The sequence below is a fragment of the Flavobacterium adiutor genome (assembly GCF_048282555.1).
GTDB lineage: Bacteria > Bacteroidota > Bacteroidia > Flavobacteriales > Flavobacteriaceae > Flavobacterium.
In genome coordinates, this window is the sequence record NZ_CP182487.1 from 4,551,293 (window position 1) to 4,574,005 (window position 22,713).

At 34.1% G+C, this 22,713-nt stretch carries 11 protein-coding genes; 3 read left to right on the plus strand and 8 right to left on the minus strand.

The window, feature by feature from the left end:
* Position 1: 1 nt before the first annotated feature.
* Positions 2-3,508 (minus strand): DUF6443 domain-containing protein, encoded by a 3,507-nt coding sequence (locus ACNC7R_RS19285; RefSeq protein ID WP_417942653.1) that lies wholly within the window; start codon positions 3,506-3,508, stop codon positions 2-4.
* Between the two features lie 99 nt (positions 3,509-3,607).
* Positions 3,608-7,990 carry a DUF5977 domain-containing protein gene (locus tag ACNC7R_RS19290; protein ID WP_417942654.1) on the minus strand — a complete coding sequence of 1,461 codons (4,383 nt, stop codon included), beginning with the start codon at positions 7,988-7,990 and terminating at the stop codon, positions 3,608-3,610.
* A gap of 1,399 nt (positions 7,991-9,389) precedes the next feature.
* Here ACNC7R_RS19290 and gldA point away from each other — a divergent pair.
* Positions 9,390-10,286 carry a gliding motility-associated ABC transporter ATP-binding subunit GldA gene (gldA, locus tag ACNC7R_RS19295; protein ID WP_417942655.1) on the plus strand — a complete coding sequence of 299 codons (897 nt, stop codon included), beginning with the start codon at positions 9,390-9,392 and terminating at the stop codon, positions 10,284-10,286.
* 256 nt (positions 10,287-10,542) lie between these two features.
* Positions 10,543-12,987 carry a TonB-dependent siderophore receptor gene (locus ACNC7R_RS19300; protein ID WP_417942656.1) on the plus strand — a complete coding sequence of 815 codons (2,445 nt, stop codon included), beginning with the start codon at positions 10,543-10,545 and terminating at the stop codon, positions 12,985-12,987.
* Positions 12,988-13,100: 113 nt separating this feature from the next.
* Here ACNC7R_RS19300 and ACNC7R_RS19305 read toward each other — a convergent pair whose 3' ends face one another.
* Complete coding sequence (locus tag ACNC7R_RS19305; RefSeq protein ID WP_417942657.1) at positions 13,101-13,955, minus strand: alpha/beta hydrolase; 855 nt, start codon at positions 13,953-13,955, stop codon at positions 13,101-13,103.
* Positions 13,956-14,362: 407 nt separating this feature from the next.
* On the opposite strand from ACNC7R_RS19305, the gene ACNC7R_RS19310 reads away from it, so the two are divergent.
* The gene (locus tag ACNC7R_RS19310) at positions 14,363-16,486 is read left to right on the plus strand and encodes a TonB-dependent receptor domain-containing protein (protein WP_417942658.1); all 2,124 of its coding nucleotides are present in this window, start codon (positions 14,363-14,365) and stop codon (positions 16,484-16,486) included.
* Between the two features lie 159 nt (positions 16,487-16,645).
* Here ACNC7R_RS19310 and ACNC7R_RS19315 read toward each other — a convergent pair whose 3' ends face one another.
* From ACNC7R_RS19315 to ACNC7R_RS19335, 5 genes are all read right to left on the minus strand, one after another.
* Positions 16,646-17,752: a PepSY-associated TM helix domain-containing protein gene (locus ACNC7R_RS19315; protein ID WP_417942659.1), complete on the minus strand. Its 1,107-nt coding sequence runs from the start codon at positions 17,750-17,752 to the stop codon at positions 16,646-16,648.
* A gap of 169 nt (positions 17,753-17,921) precedes the next feature.
* Positions 17,922-19,148, minus strand: a complete 1,227-nt coding sequence (locus tag ACNC7R_RS19320; RefSeq protein ID WP_417942660.1) for a DUF4374 domain-containing protein — start codon at positions 19,146-19,148, stop codon at positions 17,922-17,924.
* A 24-nt stretch (positions 19,149-19,172) separates the two neighbouring features.
* Complete coding sequence (locus tag ACNC7R_RS19325) at positions 19,173-21,536, minus strand: TonB-dependent receptor (RefSeq protein WP_417942661.1); 2,364 nt, start codon at positions 21,534-21,536, stop codon at positions 19,173-19,175.
* Positions 21,537-21,832: 296 nt separating this feature from the next.
* The gene (locus ACNC7R_RS19330; protein WP_417942662.1) at positions 21,833-22,195 is read right to left on the minus strand and encodes a hypothetical protein; all 363 of its coding nucleotides are present in this window, start codon (positions 22,193-22,195) and stop codon (positions 21,833-21,835) included.
* Between the two features lie 213 nt (positions 22,196-22,408).
* Complete coding sequence (locus ACNC7R_RS19335; protein ID WP_417943198.1) at positions 22,409-22,663, minus strand: pyridoxal-dependent decarboxylase; 255 nt, start codon at positions 22,661-22,663, stop codon at positions 22,409-22,411.
* Between the last annotated feature and the right edge of the window lie 50 nt (positions 22,664-22,713).

Sequence of the window (22,713 nt, forward strand, 5' to 3'; positions counted from 1 at the left end):
TTTATTTACGAGGTAATACTGTTATGTGTGGCAATTCCGTTCTAACTGCACCTGTGAAAATATCAATATTTCTACCCATATTATCAATAGTAGATTTCGCACCAGGCAACGAGTTTTTAATCTTACTCCAATTTTTACTGTTCAATCCTCCTTCAATTACATAATCCCAATCTGAAAATGCTTTAGCAGTACCACTAGCCCTACTACCAACGACAGTAATAGGTTTTCCTATTCTTGTTGCCGCATTTTCAATTCTTAATAATTCAGACGCACTAAGAACACCTTTTGAATATTTAGCTCCTTTAGCCGCATCTCCGACGTAAGGAATTATTGCAATTGCCGCAATTGCCGCATTTCCAGTTTGTCCTCTGGCTAAATATCCTAAAGAATTAATACCATCTACAATTCCTGTAGGGTCAGCGGTTCCTAGTACATCAAACCATTCCTGAACACCGTCTGCTTGTTTTGTTCTAAAATCACTTCTCCATCCATCATAAAATTGTCCATAGCTATAAGCTTTACTTTGTGCAAGTCCCCCTATATTACCTTCAAGATGTGAGCCACCACCAGAGGTTTTTCTTCCTGTAACGGTTACTGCTCTTAAAGCGTCAAAACCTGTAAACTCCCCTGTTTCTTGGTCTATCATTCCAGTTCCGTCTTGTTTTGAAAATGTACCTCCACCATCATTTACCCATTTGGTCGCAGTATTTTCACCACTATTTTCCCATAGTGAATTTACGAATGCTTGAGAAAGCAGTCCAGTTGGGTCAGACCAAAATATTGGATTATTATAAGAAAAAGCAAAGGGAGATACAGAATAATTCATTTCTGATAATGCATCAATAGAATTAAATCTGCCCAATGCATTATCATATTGGCGATAGTCCATCGCTGTCATGTTAAGCCCTAACTCGTCTTGCAACTCCTGACCATTGTATTTATACTTATAATTGGTATTGTTAACTACTCCGCCAGATACCTTTTGTTGTAATCCAAAAGGGTAGTAATTGTTTTCTTCTACAATTTGTGTAGCTGGTGAGCCAGCTGTACCTATGTTTTTATACGATAACCTGTTATTACCCAGATGATCTTTGTACTGGTAAATGTACTCAAAATTTCCGTTGGTATAATTAACATATCCCTCCGGTTGCGGGAAAAACTGTAAAACATTGTTTGCATACTGAAATCCTGCGGCATAATCGGTTGTAATGCCACTGACTGTTTTTCGCTGTTTTGCACCCGTAGCATCATAGTCATAATGGATAGTACTGCCGGCTATGGTTATATCTACGGGTAAGTTTAGGTGGTTGTAGCTTATGGCAGTGATTGCTTTGTTGCTGTCACTTATCATATTTCCGTTGGCATCGTAGCCATACTCCTGACTGCTGTCTGCGCCATCATTAAAGCCTTCTGTACTTCCCGAGGTGTCTTTTACTTTGAATAATTTGTTTCCTCCATCATAAGTATAAGACAGATTATCCATTATTCCCAGATTAGTCGCTCCTGAGTTTGTATAACCGTTACGAAGCAGACTAAGAATGTTTCCGTTTTTATCGTAGGTTAAACTCTCATTGTAACGACCACTATCTTGTGAGACTGCCGATGACAAACGGTTTAAGGCATCGTAGCTGTAAGTATAGTTTTTCAGGGCTGTATCCTGTCCTTGTGCTTTCCAATAGGTCTGAGAGATGTTTCCGTTATACAAAGCTGTCCCTGTGGAAGGATTGTTGTAATTGATTTTAAATCCGAATAAATCACCTCCTGCTAACGTAATAGCATTATTTGCGGGACTACTGTCGTTGATTCCTTTAAGCCATCCACGAATGTTGTAGCTGTAATCTACGGTTTGCAAACGGGCATTTCCTTCTTTGTTACCTACCCCTTTAGAAATCAATTGTCCTAATTCATCATAGGTATTCTCGGCAATGACTTCCGGAGTTGCTCCGTTTATAGACTGGGTTTGTTTTTTGAGTCTATCGGCATGGTCGTATGTAAAAGTATCAACCAGAGTAGTGGTTGTTCCGTTTTTGGTATGGGTTGTGGTTGTTTTAACTGGCTTGCCTACAAAATCAAGTTCATTTTTAACTTTTTGAGTTACCGCTAAAAAGTCATTTTTAGAATAGTTGTAAATTGGACGGCCTTTATCATCATAATAAATAACATTGGTGATCCAGCTCGATGTGCCTAAAACACGGATCTTGCTTCCGGTAGCTAAAGATTTAGTTGCAGTGCTGGGTGTTACTGATCCTGAATTCTCTGACACTCCTCCGTTTACATCAAAACTGTAATTGTCGTAATAGTTGATGGTAAATAAATCAATTCCGGTTTGAGGAAAAACATTGTTACTGTAATAAACGGTTGTGTTATTAATGGTGTTTGCTCCCTGTTTGGTTTCAAACAAAGTGGTCTGAGCATCTACTGTTTGCTGAACCAACGCACGGCTACGGCTCTCGCTGTACACTCCGGTATATACAGGACGGCTAAAGGCATCGTATTTGGTAAACAGCCATTTATTCTGTACTCTCAAATTGGCATCCTGGGTTAAAACCGGTCTGTCTAATTTGTCATATATAATATATTCCCAGTCTTTGCCCGGAAGCTTTTTCTCTACCAATCGGTTTCTCTGATCATATTTGTATTGGTAGCATAGATCGTTTAATACCGTTGTGGTAATCGCTCCATCTGCCTTAGGAGGAAGAACATAGGTCAGGTTACCGTAAATATCATATACGTAATATGTATCATGCTTTACTCCTGCCTGATAGGTTCTCTTTAATACGACCTGACCTTCTTTGTTTTTAAATTCTACTGTGGAACCGGAACTCTCTACCGGACTGGCAGCTGTATTTTCATCGTAAGAGATGGTTTTATAGAGTTCATTGGCATTATAAAAAACAGTTCCGGTATTATTTAACAGTACGATATCGTATAGCCCTAGATTGGTGTCCAAGGTGGTAGTTACACTGAATAATTTTACTTCATTGGCGGTGTTACTCTGGTAATCCATTTTAATAGTATGGGTGCCTGATAAGGACCAATCATTACCCGGTGCAGCCTGTTTTAAAACCCGGTTTAATGGCGAAGCTTCAAACTCTTTTTCTGAATAGGGATTTGTCGTGTTCTCGTACTTGGGCGTATTGTAAAAAGTCTGCAAGGAAGATACAGCTGTTAACGGATCTATTTTGGTAAGATCGTTATTACTTCTTAACACAGAATAAGGCAGATTCTCCTTTGCCTGACGACCGAACGGGTCGTACTCAATAGGTGTGATGATGTCCTGGCCGTTTACTCCCTTATTAATGGCTATTGTCTGAATCGGACGACCTAATCCATCAAAATAGGTCACATTCTGTGTAACCTCATCTTTGGTAAGGGTACCCATTTCATTTGTCTTTACTGCTTTTTTGGGAGCAACAGTGTAGATAAAATTGTCATTGCTTAAGGTCTGGGCATCTACGCCCATTGCTGTTAAGGACAAAAAAATGAATAATAGTATGTGTTTTTTCATGTCGTGTTGTTATTAATATTAATGGAGTCATTAATCATTTTTTTAATGTACCCCTCTCTAATAATCAATATTTATTTTATATCATTTATTAATCCTTGACTAAAGCAATCTATCAATATAGCAATATATTTCTATCTCTTCTGAACCCTCCTTAGTGAATGTTGGGGAAGTCGCACTGGCACCGGTTTTATTAGGAGCATAGTTATATAGTATTCCCCGAACGGAACTTATAATGGTTATACCCTTATAGTAGATATTTGATGCAGTGACTGTTACATGAAATGTATCGCCTGTTGTCAATGTACCACTAGAGATGCCCGTAGTTGTTCTTGATATATAAGCGGTTCCGTTTTTATATACTTTGCAGCTCCCAATTGTTCCCTGAAATTCCAAAACACAAGCATTTGTCGCTATTGTTGGATCAGTACGCATTGATACAGCAGTACTTAAAGCTCCATCACCTGCAGCATTGACAGCCAATACCTGAATATTATAGGCTGTGTCAGGCGTTAATCCTGATAATGAACCTGTGCTGACAGAGGTTGTTATGCCGATATCTTGCCCATTTTTATATATTTTATAACTAGTAGCTCCTGCAACTGCTGTCCATGAAAAATTTAGGGATGTAGTCGTTTTACTGGTAAGAGTTAATCCTGTTGGTGCTGCAGGCAGTGGCAGTGTACAGATTCCGTTTGTGTTGGCATATGCCTGGCCATCTGCATTTAGTTTAGCGATGCCCAAAGCATTGGCGTCTTCTTGAGAAATTATTGATGTTACTACTCCTGCAGCCTGACTATAAGCAACACTCGAACCGATCCCACCTGAAGAGCAGTCGTTTTTCGTAAAGATCCCGTTTTGTGCAATATTGTAATATGTACAGACCCCATTTGCATTCGCATTGGCCTGTCCGTCAGTATTAAATTTCGCTAATCCTTTCGCATCTGCATCTGCTTGTGAAATAATTGAGGTAGCTGCTCCAACTGACTGGCTATAGCTTATAGTTGAAGGAACTCCTCCTGAAGCGCAATTGTTTTTGGTAAAAGAACCGCTTCTAGCTATACTTCTGTATAAAACAATGGTCGTTGAGCTATTATCGTTACAATCGACACTTTCCCCTTTGTAGTTGTAGCAATATTTTTGGAGTACATTCAGGTCTTTATCTTTCACAAATTTTAACCTGCCATTAGTATCGTATTCATAATACGTGGTGTTTCCTTTTGGATCAGTAACACTTGTTAAACCAACAAGCGGATTATAGGTGTAGGTAGAAATAAACGTATCATCAGGAAGTGAATTTCTAAAAATATTTAATGCATTCCTTAATAATTGCTCAGTACAGTTCTCCGCCAAGCAATTATCACTATCAATATTTGACAGCGTCTGCAAGTTTGTTATGGTTGCTGCCGGTATTGAGTTATAGGCAATATTATCGATCTTGGCAATTGGCTGCGTTTTATTATAACCCCAAATAACAGAAACCGGAATCCCGCTTTCAGGCGTGTACTGCAAAACATTCCCTTTATCATCATATTGATCGTAGGTGATTTTTCTGTCAAGATTCAAATCAATGCCACTTTCACCTTTATTAGTGTAAATTGATTTTGGCAGTAATAAATTATTAGTAGCATTGCTTTTTTCATAAGCAGTAAATTGTTCTGATAATTTTTCTCCGTTATTAAATGTTTGGGTGCCTAATGGAATTCCAATCATATGGGCTTCTTTTAAATCATTTACAAATGGTCTGCCGGGCATTTCGTCTGCATAAAAATACCTGGTTTGAAGTGTTTGTCCAGTGGAATTTGTTGTAGTCCGGGATGTTAATTGCAGATGGGAAGGATTGCTGTAATTAAAATTTGTGGTGCTCACTAATGTACCAGTCAAATTATTTGATGCATCATAAAAATAATTCGTCTTTTCTGATGTCTTTTGATAATACCAAACAATTGGAAGATTTAAGGTAATAGGTTCAATACTTTGAAGAACTTCTATTCCGCCATCAGCATAATATGGGCACATAAGGACAAAAGGATTGTCAGGATTTTCGCGAATATTTGTTATAGAGTTTCTAAACATTTTAAATCCATTATAAAAAGAAGTCCTTGCTGGATCTTCAAAATAAATGTTTTTTTCTTCTTCAACAATGTAATTAGTTAAGCCTATAGTTTTGAATATTTTCTTTCCAAGTAGCTTCCCTCTTTTCCATGTTGTTTGAATTTGAACGGTGGGGTTTCCAAAAGGAATTTCATCATTCGCCATTGTAAACTCATATTGATTATAACCATTATTAGTTTGATTTTTAATATCAATCTGTTTTTCTTTTACATATCTGTAGGCAACTGAATTACCTTCAATGCCAAATCTTGAATTTGAAGTTATACTATAAACAGACTCAGAGCTAACTCCCGCAAGACATGCTATCAGATTATAATCTCCCGTCGTACAGGTCACATATTGATAATTGGTGAAATTTTTTGTAGAAAAAGTTGTACTCATTTCATTGATCAACCTTCCGCTTGTACGAGTGTTATCAGTAATTTCAGAATAATCATATTCTTTTTTTAAAAGCAGTGAATTGTCATGATTATAATTTTCTATGCTTTTAATCCTAAGTCCGGCACCCAAATTATTTTTAGGAACAGAGCCATTGTTTACATATTTTAATTGTAAGTTTCTTATACTGTAATACTTCCCATATACTGCGACCTCTATTGTCCCAGATTGCAGGTTTGATAATGGAATATTTTGTACATTTTTATGATCCACTAAAATCCCTGAATAATAAACTTGCTGTCCTGCAGAAATAACCCTAACCTTTGCAAAATGATATTTGAACAGTGTTGGATCATCCCCTTCTGGTTTGCTAAATTGATAAGTAAGATAACCAGTACCAGCATTTGCTGTAAAAGGGATGGAAACATAATTGACACAATCATTGGGATCTGGGTTCAGGCAGACTGTGCCGTCATCTATACCAGGTCCCTCTTTTACTGGTACACTCCCTCCTGTACCTTGTATAACAGGACTATTTACAATAATAGGATTATAATTGGCGAAGACATCAATGCCATAAAACTGATTGTTTTCAAAAGTAAATTTTGTCCACCCCTTTGTAGGATAATGTATCTCTCTTAAAATTCCGGCCTGTATTGATGAAGGGCTAACAGAACGGTCTCCATCGCCTACTTCTACAGTGTAGGGATAAGCTATATAATGTTTTGGAATCATGTTCACATTGTTTTCAGCTCCGTTATTATAACCAAAATAATCCTGCCCTTTCGATCTTTTATTTGGCAAAAGGATATTAGAATAAACAAACTGTTCTTCGTCCCTCCCATTTATGTTCACAATTTTATCTAACTTTAATCTTTTATCAGTATATGAACTCTTGGATTGATTAAAATAAGAGTATTCAAAAGTGTAACCTTTTATATTTTTGAATTCATTATATTCCAATTGTTGAATCTCAATTTTACTAAGATATCCATTTTTAATGCCATTTAATAAGTCCTGCCTTCCTATTTTTTTTGTAAATAAGACCTTAGAATTACCATCATTAAAAATAATTTCTTTTATTTTTTTTAAAGTTGTTACTGTACTCTCACTTTCATCAATAACGGCACCTATTTGATTTTGAGATGTACTTGCTGCACATCCTTCGCTCTCAATCCTTCTTTTTATATCGACTTTTTGAGAAAAAGGTATATCCGTTAAAGTCCCATCATCCTGATAGGTAAAATTGATTTTTCTGTTTGCCGGAGTTGTAATCTCATCTACATACCAGGCACTGATATACCTGTCTCCATGGGTCATAGATTTTTCAGAAACTTCTGTGGTATTAAGGCTGTATATGTTCCCCTGAATATCAGTTATTTTAAATCCCATATTTTCTCTGCTTGTCCCTAAAAGCTCGACCTTAAAGGCATCTGGTGGAATTGTAACCACTACATTTTGCTTAAAGTTTTTAATATAAAAGCTACCGTTTACCGTAGGGGATGAAAAAACATAGATATCTTTGATCCTTGACTTATCAAGTTCAGGAAGAAAAGCTGCTATCGCCTCATGTTTATAAGGATGAAGCCTAAAATAAGCAATAATTTCATCATCATCAGGGATTTGATCAATGTAAGGATTGTTTTCATCAATGCCATCCCTTGGGCTTAAAACTACCTGTGCTCCTGCATTTAAATTCCAGCCCAATCCCACCCATGTAGCTTCCTGGGCAACCTTGATGCCCGAGGCATGGTAGTCTAAAGATATAGGCAACTTAAAATCCTTGATATCAACACTATATAAGGGTATTGATATACCCGGAACTCCCGTTGATAAGTCAACAGGATATTCTCCATACTTTAAAAAAGCAGCTGCTTCAGGAGATTTTGGAGCAAAATTTGGAGTTTGAAAACCACTTTCAGTTTGCGCTTGTGTTTTTACTGATATAAATAAGATTATCAGCACAAATAGTTTTATTAATTTATTTTGCATAAATTAGGTACATTAAATTAAAATTAATATTTATGTATTGTTTCTTTTATGAATTTGACCGATTCTTTTAATAAAATCGAATTTGCAATAGTTTATTGTTCCGTATAGATAATCATATCAGGCTACTATGCTCAAAATATGTTTTATTACCAATAGATCCTTCTTGTACTTGGAAGATATTTTTTCGAAACTGATAATAAACACTTGTTTGTAGTATTTAAGTCTAAGAATATTTTGAATACTTTTTCTAACTTCCTTATTTCGTTTTGTCAACATTAAAAAACAAGAATTATTAGGCAAAACAATATTCCTATTTTGATAGATGTGACTAATTGCAAACACTAGAGTAGCTACTATTACAGTGTTCAATTAATTCAAGAAATTTCATGTCACTATATTACTAGTAGTTACATTATATTTTTGAAAACATATTTGATTTTGAGTAGTTTGATTTTTTGCAATAATACAGCTTAAAGCAGATAAAATCTGTAAAGTAAGAAGCGATGAGTAATTTTTCATCATAATAAGTTTCCTGTATATATAATTAATTTTCGCAGCAAATATATGAGATAAATCTTGTAAATATTTATTATTTTTTGTTAATCACCATCCTTTTTTATTTTGACATCAAGTTTTAACCCAAATTACGCAATCAAAGATTTCAAAAGGATAATTTAAAATTTTCGAATAATTCCAAAGACCGCTAAACCATGGCATTCGTTTTTGTTGAGAGCAATTTTTAATACCAATTTGTCGTTTTGTTTTTCAAAATAGGCTCCAATGGCAAAAGTTCTGTATCTCAATGTTGCTAATGTTTTTTGTGTTTTCTCCTAGAGGATAAAAGTTCTAAAAAGTGACATAAAGTTTATAGGTAATCATTGCAAAAGTCAAACCTGCTGTCAAGCCTTATCAAACCTACTGTTTTGTTTTTCAATTTAGACAAAGTATCTTTTAGAAAAGATAAAAAATTATTTGAATAAGAAGTATCGCCGCATCGAAGCCATATATTGGCAACCAATTTTACATAGTCAATAAGCAATCAAGGCATGATTAGAAACTCCTCCTCTTTTGACCGGATTGTACCCTTTTTTGCTCCTTCCTGTTTGACATAGCTTGTCATTACAGAAGAATTAATATCTAAGGTAAAATTATCAAATTCCATGGTACTGATTTTCTAATGTGTAGTATTAAGATTTTAAGGTTCAATTTAATAATTGTTTTCTAATGCGGAATTTGGGTTAAAGAAAATAATAAATAGATTTTTATAATTTTTAACCTAACTTTAACGATAAAAGATACCTCACAATTATGTCATAAACCATTTATAACTATTTTCTTTAATAAAACAAAAAGTAGTATTAAGAAATTTTCTGTTTACTTTTGCAATAAATAAAAAGTCATGTCGATAGAAGTAAACAGCATTTCAAAAAGTTACGGAGAGCAAAAAGCTTTAGATGAAATTTCCTTTACAATACAAAAAGGAGAGATTGTGGGATTTTTGGGACCAAACGGTGCCGGAAAATCAACTTTAATGAAAATTTTGACTACTTATTTGCTTGCCGATAGTGGCTCAGCTATTGTAAATGGTCATGATGTCTTGACAAATGCCAAAGAAGTTCAGCTATCTATTGGCTATTTACCAGAACACAATCCTTTATATTTAGATTTATATGTTCGTGAATATCTCGCTTTTAATGCCGATGTATATAAAGTAAATAAATCCAGAATTGAAGAGGTAATTCAACTCACCGGATTATCACCGGAAAGCCATAAAAAAATCAGTCAGTTATCAAAAGGATACCGCCAGCGTGTAGGTCTTGCCAATGCCCTATTACACAATCCTGATGTTTTGATTCTGGATGAACCTACTACAGGTTTAGATCCGAATCAATTGATTGAAATTCGAAATGTAATCAAAAATGTGGGCAAAGATAAAACCGTATTTTTGTCAACTCACATCATGCAGGAAGTCGAGGCTATTTGTGACCGTGTCATCATTATTGACAAAGGAAAAATTGTTGCGGATAAAAAATTAGATCATTTAATTTCGGCAGACAAAGAACAAGTAATTGAAGTTGAATTTGATTATAAAATTGAAGAACAGGCAATTGCTGCAATTCCGCATTTAAAATCATTCAAAAACATACACGATTGTCTTTGGGAATTAACTTTCCTGTCAGATAAAGACATGAGACCAGCAGTTTTTGATTTTGCACACGATAACGGATTAAAAACATTACAGCTTAATCAGAAAAATAAAAATCTGGAAGCTGTATTTAGAGAAATCACTAAATAATATTTTCTATTTTAGATAACAAAGAAACTCGTTTTAAATATTTAAAGCGAGTTTCTTTGTTTATTTGAGATAAATCGTAAATAACCATGGCAATATAAAAAGTCAATCCAAAAGCGCATTTTATTAATGCCATTATAGTGTAAAAGCTAATACTGATACGGCTCTAATAAGTATCGATTTAATTAAAAACATAGTTATTTATTTTTATTTAGTCTAAATTATTGTATTTTTGTGGTCTAAAATTTAAATAGCCACAATGAAGTTTTCTTATTTAATAATGCTGTTCGCCTTTTTCAATATAGGTCAGGCACAAAATGCTAAAATTACGGGAAAGATAATTTCCGAAAATGATGAAGCTGTTTCGTATGCTTCTGTTTCAATTAAAAGTTTAAAAAAAAATACCATTTCTGATGATAACGGAAATTTTGAAATCACGAATCTTGTACCAGGATCTTATACTGTTTCTTTTTCGGCAATGGGATTTTCTTCTTTCGAAAAAACAATCGAGCTGCATGAAAATGAAAATGCAGAAGTTTCTATAATATTACAGAAAAACATTAATACACTCCAGGCAGTGGAAATTACAGGACGAAAAGAGAAATCCTACAAAAATACCAAATCTTTTATTGGAGCCAAAACAGAAATTGCCTTAAAAGATTTACCTCAGGCAGTTTCTTATGCTACAAAAGAGTTAATCGCAGATCAGGGTGCCATTCGCGTAGGCGAAGTTGTAAAAAACTTCAGCGGGGTAAGCCAGTTTACTTTTTATGATGATATCTCGATTAGAGGATTTCGTATCAATGGAGGAAGTAATACTCAGTTATTAAACGGAATGCGAACCTCTACAGGGTTTTGGAAACAGCCCCTTGCCAATTATTTAGAACGTGTTGAAGTTTTAAAAGGTCCATCTTCGGCTTTGTTTGGAAATGCATCTCCAGGAGGAGTTTTAAATCGTGTTACCAAAAAACCTCTAGATCAGGCGGCCAACAGCGTTAGTTTTTCTACAGGCAGTTTTAATACACTAAGAGCTCTGGCCGATTTTACTGGTCCGCTTACTGAAGACAAATCTCTTTTATACCGCTTGAATCTGGGGTATGAGAACGCCAACTCCTTTAGAGATTTACAATTTGATAAAAATATCGTGCTGGCCCCATCTTTGTCTTTTCTTCCCAATGATAAAACAAGCGTCAATTTTGATTTGATTTATACCTCATCAAAAAGTATTCTCGACCGCGGACAGTCTACCTATGAAGATAATTTGTATTCGACAAAGATTTCCAACTCTTTAAATTCTACTAACGATTATTTAAACGAGGAAACCTACATCGTAACAACTTCATTAAATCACCAGTTTACGGATCGTTTATCTTTTTCAGCTTCCTATATACGAACAGGTTACAGCGAAGATTTGCTCGAACATCGCGGTGCTAATAAATATGCCTCTGCAGGTGATGGAAGCACAATTTCTACGGCAATTGAAATGCAGGTTTTTCAACGTAAGCGTAAACGTTATATCGATAACCTTTCTGCTTTTTTAAAATATCAGGCTAAAACCGGAATTTTCGATCATAACCTGATTGCCGGTTACGATTATGCACAGGAGAATGTTCCTCCGGGCGGTTCTCAATTGCAGGCATCCGGATACCGAAATGCTGCCAACACAGGATTTATAGCAGCATATGATCCTAATAAAAAAAGTGCTTATTTATTAGATTCTAAAGGGAATCCAGTACCAAACGTAGCGCATTTTGACTTGACAAATCCATCAGGATCTCAGCAATTAAAAGATATGAGTAAATATTTTTATACCGTTCGTGCGTATGATCCCTCCTATTACTCATTATACGGAGTATATTTTCAGGATCATGTAAAATTTGGAGCTTTTCAGGCATTACTTGGGATTCGTTATGATGAATATACCGATAAAGAGAATTATAAAAAAGATACGGAGAAAAAAGTCAAGCAACATTCTTTTTTACCGCGTTTTGGTTTAACCTACACGCTTAATCCAAACATTAATCTTTACGGAACTTATGTAAAAGGATATAATCCCCAATTGGCTTCTTCTTTATCAAATCCAAATGCAGGAGGCCCTTTTGACCCGTTAGAAAGTAATATGATTGAATTTGGTGGAAAATCTTCCTGGTTCAAAGAAAGACTTTTCGTAACGGTAGCCTTATTTAAAATTCAGCAGAAAAACACTTTGTATCCGGCGAATGACACTACAAATCCGGAATTAATGCGCGCTATTGGAGAAGAAGAATCTAAAGGTATTGAGATCGATATAAACGGAAGTATTACAAGAAACTGGAGTATTTCGGCGGCCTATTCTTATAATGAAGCTTATATAACAGAAAGTCCGGTAACTACAGAAGTTGGACGGCAAAAGCCTAACACCCCCCTTCAACAGGGCAATATCTGGACGCGTTACAATTTTACAGATGGTGCACTTAAAGATTTTGGAATCGCAATGGGATCTAATTTTGTAACAACCCGTAATTTAAGTCAAACCATAACACAGACAATTCCAGGCTATACCTTATTTAATGCTGCTTTGTATTATAGTATCAATAAGTTTAAAATTCAGTTGAATGCCAATAATATAACCAATAAGACCTATTGGGTTGGCGGGTATGACTACATTCGATTGTTTCCCGGAGCGCCATCAAATTGGCTCTTAACACTTGGCTATTCATTTTAAATTTTAATATATAATGTATCGAAACAATTAGTCCGGAGTAACATCCGGGCTAATTGTTTTATTGTCTACCTAATGATGACTGAACTATACCTTACAAATCAAATTCAAAATCCTTATTTCAAAAAATAATTAGTGTCCTCAAACCAGTCGGTCAATCGCTGTGACCAGGTTTTCAGCGAATTTGTTTTAGCTCTTTTCCCCATATTAAAAGCATGTCCGCCTTTAGCATACAAATGCATTTCTACCGAAACATTTGCTTTTCGATATCCATTAAGCAGTTCAACTATCGGTGCGGAGCAACATAAATCATCATTTGCTGCTACTAAAAAAGCCGGAGGTGCATCTGCCTTAATCTCTTTTGGAATGAATAGAGGCCCGGGATACACTACTATTTGAAAATTGGGCTGTGCGTCTAATTTATCTATTGCATCAGACGTATTTTTCAAAACATTATTAGAGTTATAAGCAATCAGGGCAACAACTTCTCCGCCTGCCGAAAATCCCATGGCACCAATTCGGTTAACATCAATTTTAAATTCAGCTGCTTTGCTTCTTATTAGTCTCATCGCTCTTTCGGCATCCTGTTTAATGTGAGTTTCTAATTTGTATGGAGAATCTTTTGTTCTGGCTAAACGATATTTCAAAACAAAAGCAGTTATTCCTATACTGTTTAAAAACACAGCTGCATCTTTTCCTTCCGAATTAAAAACAAGGTTTTCATGCCCTCCGCCGGGACAAATTAGCACTGCCAATCCATTTGGCCTCTCAGGAAAATAGGCTGTTATGGATGGATTATGGATATTTCTCACCCACCAGTCCTGAGCCTGTTCCGGCTCATTTTTAAGATTTTCAAAACCTGGAGCGCCATTTTCCCAAAGCGGAATTTTAAGCCCCTCAGGCTGAGCAAACATTATGTTCGAAAATATCAGAACATATAAGCGTATGTACATTCTTGCTTTTAGTATCATTATTAACCTGATTTAAATCAACACTAAATATAAGATAATCATCGTAATGTGTTCAATAAAATGTCCTATACGGATTTTAAAATTCAATATTTCTTACAATCTTAATTTTTATTTCAAAATTGATTCCCTAATTATCAGCTCATTAAAAAATTTTGAAATAATTTGTGTTTATTTTTATTTAGACTTGTTATAAATAGTTATATATTTGAAACATGAAAACATCAAATACGATTAAGATGTCAATGCACCACATATCAGCCAAAAACAGTATTCTGTCACTTAACATTCTTTGTGATTCTTTTGTTGAAAATAAAAACATTTACGGGATGAACAAGGACTCTTATAGTCTTTAATCTGCAAACCCAGATTTGCAAAATCTCACTCATTCTACAAAATCATTAAATTTCATGAAGCATATTATTACCTCTGTCATGCTGGCTTTTTCAGTATACTCCTATTCACAGAACGAACAGGAAAAAGACAGTATTATTGAAACATCCATAAATGTTTTGGATGAAATCGTAATTACAAAAAAGAAAATTTTATATACCCAAAAGTCCGATCGTCTTGTTTTTAATGTTGAAAACAGTATCGTGTCCGAAGGCGGCACAGCATTAGATGTTTTATCAAGAGCCCCGGGTGTTGTGGTGTCTCAGCACGGCGATTTATCCATTCGTGGTCAGCAGGGAGTCGCCGTAATGATCAATGGCAAATTAACGCAGCTTTCTCAAAAAGAACTGGCGAATTATTTAAAATCAACTACCTCATCCAATATCAAACAAATAGAGGTTATTACCAATCCTTCATCTAAATATGACGCAGCAGGGAAAGCAGGAATTATCAATATAGTCCTTAAAAAACAAAGCAATTCAGGATTAAAAGGAACTGCCTTTACCAGTTATTCAAAAGGAAGAAAAAACAGAACTAACTCAGGGTTCAATCTAAACTATAATAAAAATAAATTCGGAATTTATGGCAATTACAGCTATACTTTTAGGGGTGAAGAAGAACGAAAAGAGTTTAATCAAGTTCAATATACCGATCAAAGCAGGAAACAGATTTCGACCACAAATCATCAGACTTCAATTACAGATGAACCATTGACTTCAAACAATTTCAAAATTGGAAGCACATTTGAGATTTCTCGAAAAACAAATATTGAGGCTTATGCTGATGCGAAAATCGGACGATATGAAAATCTGGCTGATGGTCGCAATACATTATTAAACATATCAAAACAATTACTGTTTGATGCTATAACTTACAATGACAGCAAGGAAAAGTGGTTTGATTATACTTATGCTTTTTCGGGAGTTCATAAGTTTAACACTGAAGGCAGAAACATGTCTTTTGATTTTGAATACGAAACTTCAAAATTCAGATCTAATCAGTTTCAGAGTGCTGAAAACGCAGATCCCTCAAGTTCTACAGTGATCAATGATCGTAGAGGATATATTCCTTCTCAATTAAAAGTTTTTACCGGAAAAGTTGATTTTACAAATCCTTTAAAAGAAAAACAGTCCATTGAATGGGGATTCAAAGCCAGCGTAAAGAATAATGATAATCCGTCTGTTTATGAATATTTCGAAAACAATGAATGGATAATTGACGCAAATTCTACCAATCATTTTGAGTATAAAGAAGAAATTTATGCTGCCTATGCCAATTACAAACAGCAGATTGGAGATTTAAATATTCAGGGCGGTCTTCGTACAGAATATACTGCTATTGATATTCTGCAAAAAACACTGAATGAAGAACATCAGGATGATTATTTAAAATGGTTTCCGAGTCTTTCATTAAAATACGGATTTACAAGCAGTCATTCGCTTCATGCTTCTTACAGCAAAAGAATCAACAGACCGAGCCAGTTTGATTTGAATCCGTTCCGTTTTTATGATGATTCGTTCAATTATTCGCAGGGAAATCCAAACCTTATTCCTGAAATTACGCATGCTGCTGAAATTGGCTACGCCTGGAAAAGTGCTTTTATGGCATCCGTCTATTTTAACACCACAAAAGATGTTTTTACAGAAGTATATGTTTACAACCCTGACAACAATACCACTATAAATTCTCAAATAAATGTATCAAAATCGTATAATTATGGTGCGAACATCACACATACAGCTGAACTTTATAAATTCTGGTCTGTAAATACACTGTTTAATGTTTTTGAAAACAAATTTATGGGAGACGTATTAAACTCTACTTCAATTGATCCAATTACAACATTAAACCTGAGTATACAAAATTCATTTACGATAACCGAGAGTTTAAAAGCGGAAGCAAATGCACAATATCAGTCGAAATCAAATCTTGGAATTTACGAAAGAGCTTCTTTCTTTGATTTCAGTATTGGAATTTCTAAACAAGTCCTTTCAAACAAAGGCAATATTAAATTTAATCTGACTGATATTTTTAATACCAATAATTTCAAAATCAATTCGGCTGTAGCGCAGACAAGCATTGATAAAAAATATGAGCTCGACAACCGTATTGCTACCCTGGCTTTTACTTACAGGATCTAAATCATAGTTTCTTCATTTTTTGTTTTGTTTTTTTGGATTGGAAGGGTCTGTTTTGAAAGCAGGTCCTTTCTTTTTAAAACAATATTGCTTCTTCAATGATAGCTTAATTAATAGAAAAAGTCTTTTAAAGAACCTCATATTCTTTAAAAGACTTTCTCATTAAGCAGAAAATAATGACTTACTGGTCTTAGATTTTTTCTTTCTTCCCCACCAAATATAAAACCCTGTAAGAGGTAAACTTGCACAAATTAAACTAGCTGTAAAATAAATAATTTTAGTCGTTAATCCGCCAATTGCACCAACATGAAGGCTGTAATTTGAACGGCTTATCCAGTCATGGAATTTTTCATCTCCGATATATTTCTTTGAATTTGGAAGCAATTCTAATGTTTTCTGATCAAAATACAGATCTCTCCAATTTCCGTTATGCATATCGGTACAGGCATAAAAATTATCTTTTGGTTCATCTGGAAAATGTATAATTACAGCTTCTTTATTTTTTCTGGCAATTTCATTTCTTACTTTATTAAAAATAATATCTGCAGAAGTCAGCATATCATACTTAGGTTTTGAAAGTGTATCTAGCTTCACTTCTGCTATAGCTTCTTTCTTTTCTTTTTCATTAGTAAAACCTCCTGTAATCCAATAAGTACTCTCCCGCACCCAATGAAAACTCATAATCAATCCCGTCAAAGCAATTAAGAAAGCTAATAAAAGGGAGTAGAAACCTAAAACATTATGCAAATCATAATTAAGTCGTTTAAAACGGGCATTCCACTTAACCTTGAAACTGCTATTAATCGTTGACTTATTCCATTTTTTTGGAAACCACAAAATTATACCACTTACTAACAGAAAAAAGAAAATTAAAGTTCCCCAGGATGTTACTATGGTCCCAATTTTTTTGCCAAGCCATACATAACGATGCCCTTGGTCAATTTCATGGAAAAAATCTTCATGATCGACCATTCCGGTTATTTTTCCATTATAAGGATTTACATAAATCAAAGAATCTGATTCTATATCAACTTTTATTGTTTTATCTAAACCGTTATACCATACACCATGAATGTCTTTTTTGGGTAAAGCCTTTTTTACAGAAGCATATATTTTTGAAGGCGGTAAAATCTTTTCTGCACTTTGCGCTTCGACATTTAGCCAGGGTGAAGTCAGTTCTTTTATTTCGTGTTCAAAGACCAAAATACAACCAGTGATTGCCATTATAAAAACTACAATTCCAGAAGCAAGTCCGAGCCATAAATGCAACCAAGCATTTATTTTACTGAAACGAGATTTTTCTTTTATTTTGGATGATTTTTTTTGATAACATTCATTATTATTCCTATTTTGATGACGCAATAAGACCATATAATCAGAGCTTTACAGCAATGATTATATGGCCTTAATTATGTAAAAATTAAATTTTAACTACTTATTATTTCTTTGTCAATCTTGTCATTGCTGGCAAATCAACTCCACCTGTAATTAAAGCTCCTGCTGTTGCTACACCAGTTGCAATATCAATTTGGTAAACACGTCCTTCAGTATTCGTTACGAAGCTTTTGTAGATTTTACCGCTTTCAACTAAAGCACTTCCAAAACCGAAATAGTTATCTCCAGCGTGATCAGGTAATCCTGTAACTGGCGTAATTGCTTTTGTGCTAAGATCGATAATAGCAGATTTTAAGCTAAATGATTTATAGTTTAAGAATCCCCAGTTTGGTTGATCAGCATCGACATCTACAGGAATATAGTTTACTAAAACTTTTTCTCCTCCTGCTGGGTAAGCAGATAGAACTTTCCCTCTAAGAGAACTTGTTTCAATATCTAAGAAGTAGTTAGCATCAAATTCTGATTCTCCTTTATTAATTCTAAGAATTCCTGAGTGAGAAGCAGTTGGTGTGTAACCACATAAAACTGAATTTGAAGAAAAAGTGTAAATATCTCCAGATTCTGTTTGAACCATTCCAGTATTAGTGTAATATTGACCAATAGCTGTTGTACGAGAATCTTCAAGAGTTTTGATGTAAGTTAATGAAGGATATTCGTAAACTTTTACAACTGCTTTTTCTTGGTAAAGTTTCCAATCTTTGTCGCGTTCAAACGTAGATACAAAAAGTCTGTTTCCAGATACATTCACGCTAGTTGGCCATAAAAAGTGTCCATTAGAGATTGCAAAATCATCATAAACACGTTTAGAAATAGTAACTGTCGATGGATCGTATATCAAAATTTCATTTTGAGTAGAACTTGCATCCCAAGGAGAATTGATCATAACCAATTTATTATCATCAGTAGTTCCATAAGCATAGCTATCTCCTGTAAACAAATTAGCAGTTTTTGTTAAATTACCATCAGTATTTAGGTAATACCCAACAGATCCCTCTGAGTTTCCTGTCAAAGCAAAAAATGTATTAGCTACAGGTACAAGAGCTCCTGCTTGTTCAATTCCTTTTCCAACCATATTGATGGTTCCTGTCATCAATTCATCTACAGATTCAAATTGCCAAACATAAACATCCCAATCAGTTGTTTGGTATGAAAGTACATAAGTTTCATCGGCTGGATTTCTTACCTCTGAATTATCATTATCGCTGCTACATGAAAAAAACATAGCTGATAATACTGTTAAAGCTAAAAGGCTTTTAATTCTTGTTATCATTGTATTCAATTTAAAATTATATAATTAGTTTAAAAAATATCTCAGTTTAACTATAAATGATCTTCCTGGTTTTTGTACTTTAAAATAATCGTAGACTTTAGTATCTGCAACGTTATTACACTCTAATCCTATATTATATTTCCCATTTTGAAAAGCATAAGACGCAGCAATATTTTGTGTCAATTGTTCTGGAATTACATTTCTACTGCTTGGAGTTCCGTTTCTTGTTGATACTAAATAATACTCGTCTACATAGTTTGTAAATAAGTTAATCATCAGGTTATCGTCTGTGGTTCTTATTTTTCTGAAATTAAAAGCAACACTTGCATTTGCATAAAAAACAGGAACATTTGCCAATTGAGAACCGTTATCGTAGTTTGGAACATTAGATCCTGGAGGATCAAATTTATTGGTGTCAATTGTTTTTTGATGTGTTGCGTTTACTTCAACTGTTAGCCAATTTTTATATCCGTAATACAAAGAAGCGTCAAAACCTGTAACTCTTACATTGTATTCATTTTGATAAATGGCTTGAATACCAGTTGCATCTATTCTAATAAAATCTTTTGCATCTCTGTAAATGAAATTTCCTTGAACACAAAAAGAATGATTTTCGAAACCTTTTTTATAAGCAAGACCTGCATTAAAGTTATCACTTGATTCAGGCTTCAAAGTTGGAGCTGGTTTTAGATTTAAACCATCACCCAGCATCTCGTCTCCAGTAGGCAAACGATATGCATGTTCAAAAGAAGTTTTTAACTGTATATCGCTTGTAACAAAATAAGCTAAGGCTGTTCCATAACCAATATCGTCAAAAGAGCCTTTTAAAGGTCTATATACATTGCTACCATTAATATATTCTAAAACGTTCATTTCTGTATTCAAAAAGTATTTCTTTCCGAATGCTATAACAGATAATTTTCTGTCAAACGCTGCAAGATTATACGAAAGTCCTAAAATGTTTTTATTAATAATAGGAGAACCAGGCTTGGTAATAGTTCTAACTTCATCATCTTCTTTTCTTTTTAAAGTATTAACTGAATAATTGAAAGCAAAATATTGTCTTTCATTCAAGTCATACTTAAAATTCGTATTTGCTTGAAAAGAATTGTCATCATATACATAAATTGTTTTCTCGTCATTTAGCTCTCCTCCGCTTTTACTTACCACGCTTGGAGTACGGCTTCCATCCCATTGATACCTGTAAGAAGATGTATCTACAGAACGGCTTTGAACAATATTATAAGATGTTATAAAGTTTACAGATAGATTTTTAGTAAATAAACTGTCTTTTTTAAATTTCAAAGAAGGAACAAGGGCTTTGCTATCATTAAAAGCCTCTCCAACTACTCTCTGCATTGTAGTCCCAGATTGTATCTCTTTTTTATTTGCAGAGGCCATCATACCTATTAATAAGTAATCTGCATATTTTTTCCCTTTTACACCAAACTCAGCTATAATAGCACCAGATTTGTAACCATCATGAAAATGTTTGTATTTGCGTTCAGGATTAAAAGTCCCATCTGGATTAGAGGTAGTGGCACTAACTTTATAGCTATTATCAGTATAATTACCAAAAGCATTAATATTAGACACAAAACCATTTTTACTTGTAAATCTTGTATTTACAGCAACTCTATGTGTATTAAATGAACCAAAGCTGTAAGATGCATCAATATATCTTTTAACAGACTGATTTGTAATAATATTTACCGCTCCGCCTAAAGCATCGCTTCCTAACTCAACAGGCACAACACCTTTGTATACTTCGATACGTTCTGCCATGTTTACCGGAATATTATTCAGTGTAAATGAAGATCCGTAGCTGTCAATTGGAATTCCGTCCATAAAGAACTTCACTTGATTTCCAGAAAATCCATTTAAAGAGAATTTAAAATCAGATCCCATTCCTCCTGTTTCTCTAACACGAACTCCTGTTGTTGTTGCTAAAACCTGATTTAAATCTGTAGATTGGTTATACGTTTTCTTTAGATCAATTGCCGCAATATTAAAAGGCTGCTCGCGAACGCGTTCTACTTTTGATTTTCCAACAACCTGAACTTCGTCCAAAGCTGCAATATCTTCCTCAATCGTAATCCTTGGTGCAGTTTGGTTAGATTGTAAATTGATTTTTGTTTGTTTCGATTTGTAGCCTACAAAATTAACCACTAAAGTATAATTCCCTGGCTCGGCAGTAATTTCATATTCTCCGTTTGGATTAGTCAATGCTGCGTAGTTTGTTCCTTTTAATACTACAGAAACACCTTCTGCTGGCTGGCCGTTATCTGCGAAAATTACTCCGTTTAAAACTACCTTACCTTTTTGCGAAAAACCTTGAATTGAAGAAAGGAGAATCAACATCAAGATTACAACTCTTTTAATTTGCATTTTAAAAAATAAGTTTGGAATTTAATTGCCCCAAAAGTAAATTCTAAAACATCTTTACGCAAGTTGTTTTTAATTATTCTAAATAAATATTATTATTAACGATAAAAATTTAATATCTTCAAAAAAACAAATATTTATTAAGATTAAATTAATATTAGATTATATTTTACTTAAAATTAATTTTAAAGATTCTAAATAAGAAAAAAACTTTTATTAAAAAACTTACAAAAAAAATAAAAAAAAGTCCCGATTTTCTCGAAAGCAGGGCCTCGTCTATAAATATGCAAACCGCTCTATTAGAACTCTGAGACTACTTCTCGCATTTCTTGTATTACAATTTTAACATCATTTTCTGTTGTTCTACAATTAACAAATGATGCTCTAATTCCTTTCTTATTTTGATATACAGTTGGTATCATAAACACTTTTCCGGGATTATTAAATTTAGTCAAAAACTGAGTAAAGTTCTCCTGATTATAGTCGCCTTTTAATGTAAAACACAGATTGTTGAAACGAATTGGTGTCAGAAGTTCAAATTCCCCTTCTTCAATAAGCGCATTCCCAAAATGAAGTGCCAATAGAATGCTATTTTCAACTATATCACAAAAACCTTCTTTACTATAAGGTTTCAGATAAAACCAAACTGGCAAAGCTCTCAAACGACGCTAATTTTCTGGAAGGACGTTTAAATAATTAAAATTCTCTGACGGATTTCCCAAATAAAGTGCATTAGAATTCTGGAATGTTTCAATCTGAAGATTAAAATGTTCTTTTTTAATTAAATAAAAAGCAATTTCATAAGGTACATTCAGCGATTTATGACAATCAATCGTAATACTATCTGAGTTTTCCCAACCTTTTACAAAATGTTTCTATTTATCAGAAACAGCTGCAAATCCTCCAAAAGCAGCATCAATATGCCACCAGAAATTATATTTTTCTTTCAACTTTGAAATTGCTACAAAATCATCAAAATCTGAAGTATTTACAGTTCCGGTAGTAGAAATTAATATAAAAGGTTTTTCGTTTAGTGCTTTTATTTTTTCTTCCAGATTATAAATATCAATCGCTTCTCGTTTTCCTTCAATTGTTTTTACAATTGATCCGATCGCTTTGTAATATTGAATTCATTACTTCTCCATTTATAATGATTTTAATCGAATTTAAAGAGTTACGA

Excerpts from the sequence above, each read along its gene's own strand:
- ACNC7R_RS19320 (WP_417942660.1), bottom strand. The coding sequence starts at position 19,148 with ATGATAACAAGAATTAAAAGCCTTTTAGCTTTAACAGTATTATCAGCT.
- ACNC7R_RS19290 (WP_417942654.1), bottom strand. The coding sequence starts at position 7,990 with ATGCAAAATAAATTAATAAAACTATTTGTGCTGATAATCTTATTTATA.
- gldA (WP_417942655.1), top strand. The coding sequence starts at position 9,390 with ATGTCGATAGAAGTAAACAGCATTTCAAAAAGTTACGGAGAGCAAAAA.
- ACNC7R_RS19305 (WP_417942657.1), bottom strand. The coding sequence starts at position 13,955 with ATGATACTAAAAGCAAGAATGTACATACGCTTATATGTTCTGATATTT.
- ACNC7R_RS19300 (WP_417942656.1), top strand. The coding sequence starts at position 10,543 with ATGAAGTTTTCTTATTTAATAATGCTGTTCGCCTTTTTCAATATAGGT.
- ACNC7R_RS19325 (WP_417942661.1), bottom strand. The coding sequence starts at position 21,536 with ATGCAAATTAAAAGAGTTGTAATCTTGATGTTGATTCTCCTTTCTTCA.
- ACNC7R_RS19310 (WP_417942658.1), top strand. The coding sequence starts at position 14,363 with ATGAAGCATATTATTACCTCTGTCATGCTGGCTTTTTCAGTATACTCC.
- ACNC7R_RS19285 (WP_417942653.1), bottom strand. The coding sequence starts at position 3,508 with ATGAAAAAACACATACTATTATTCATTTTTTTGTCCTTAACAGCAATG.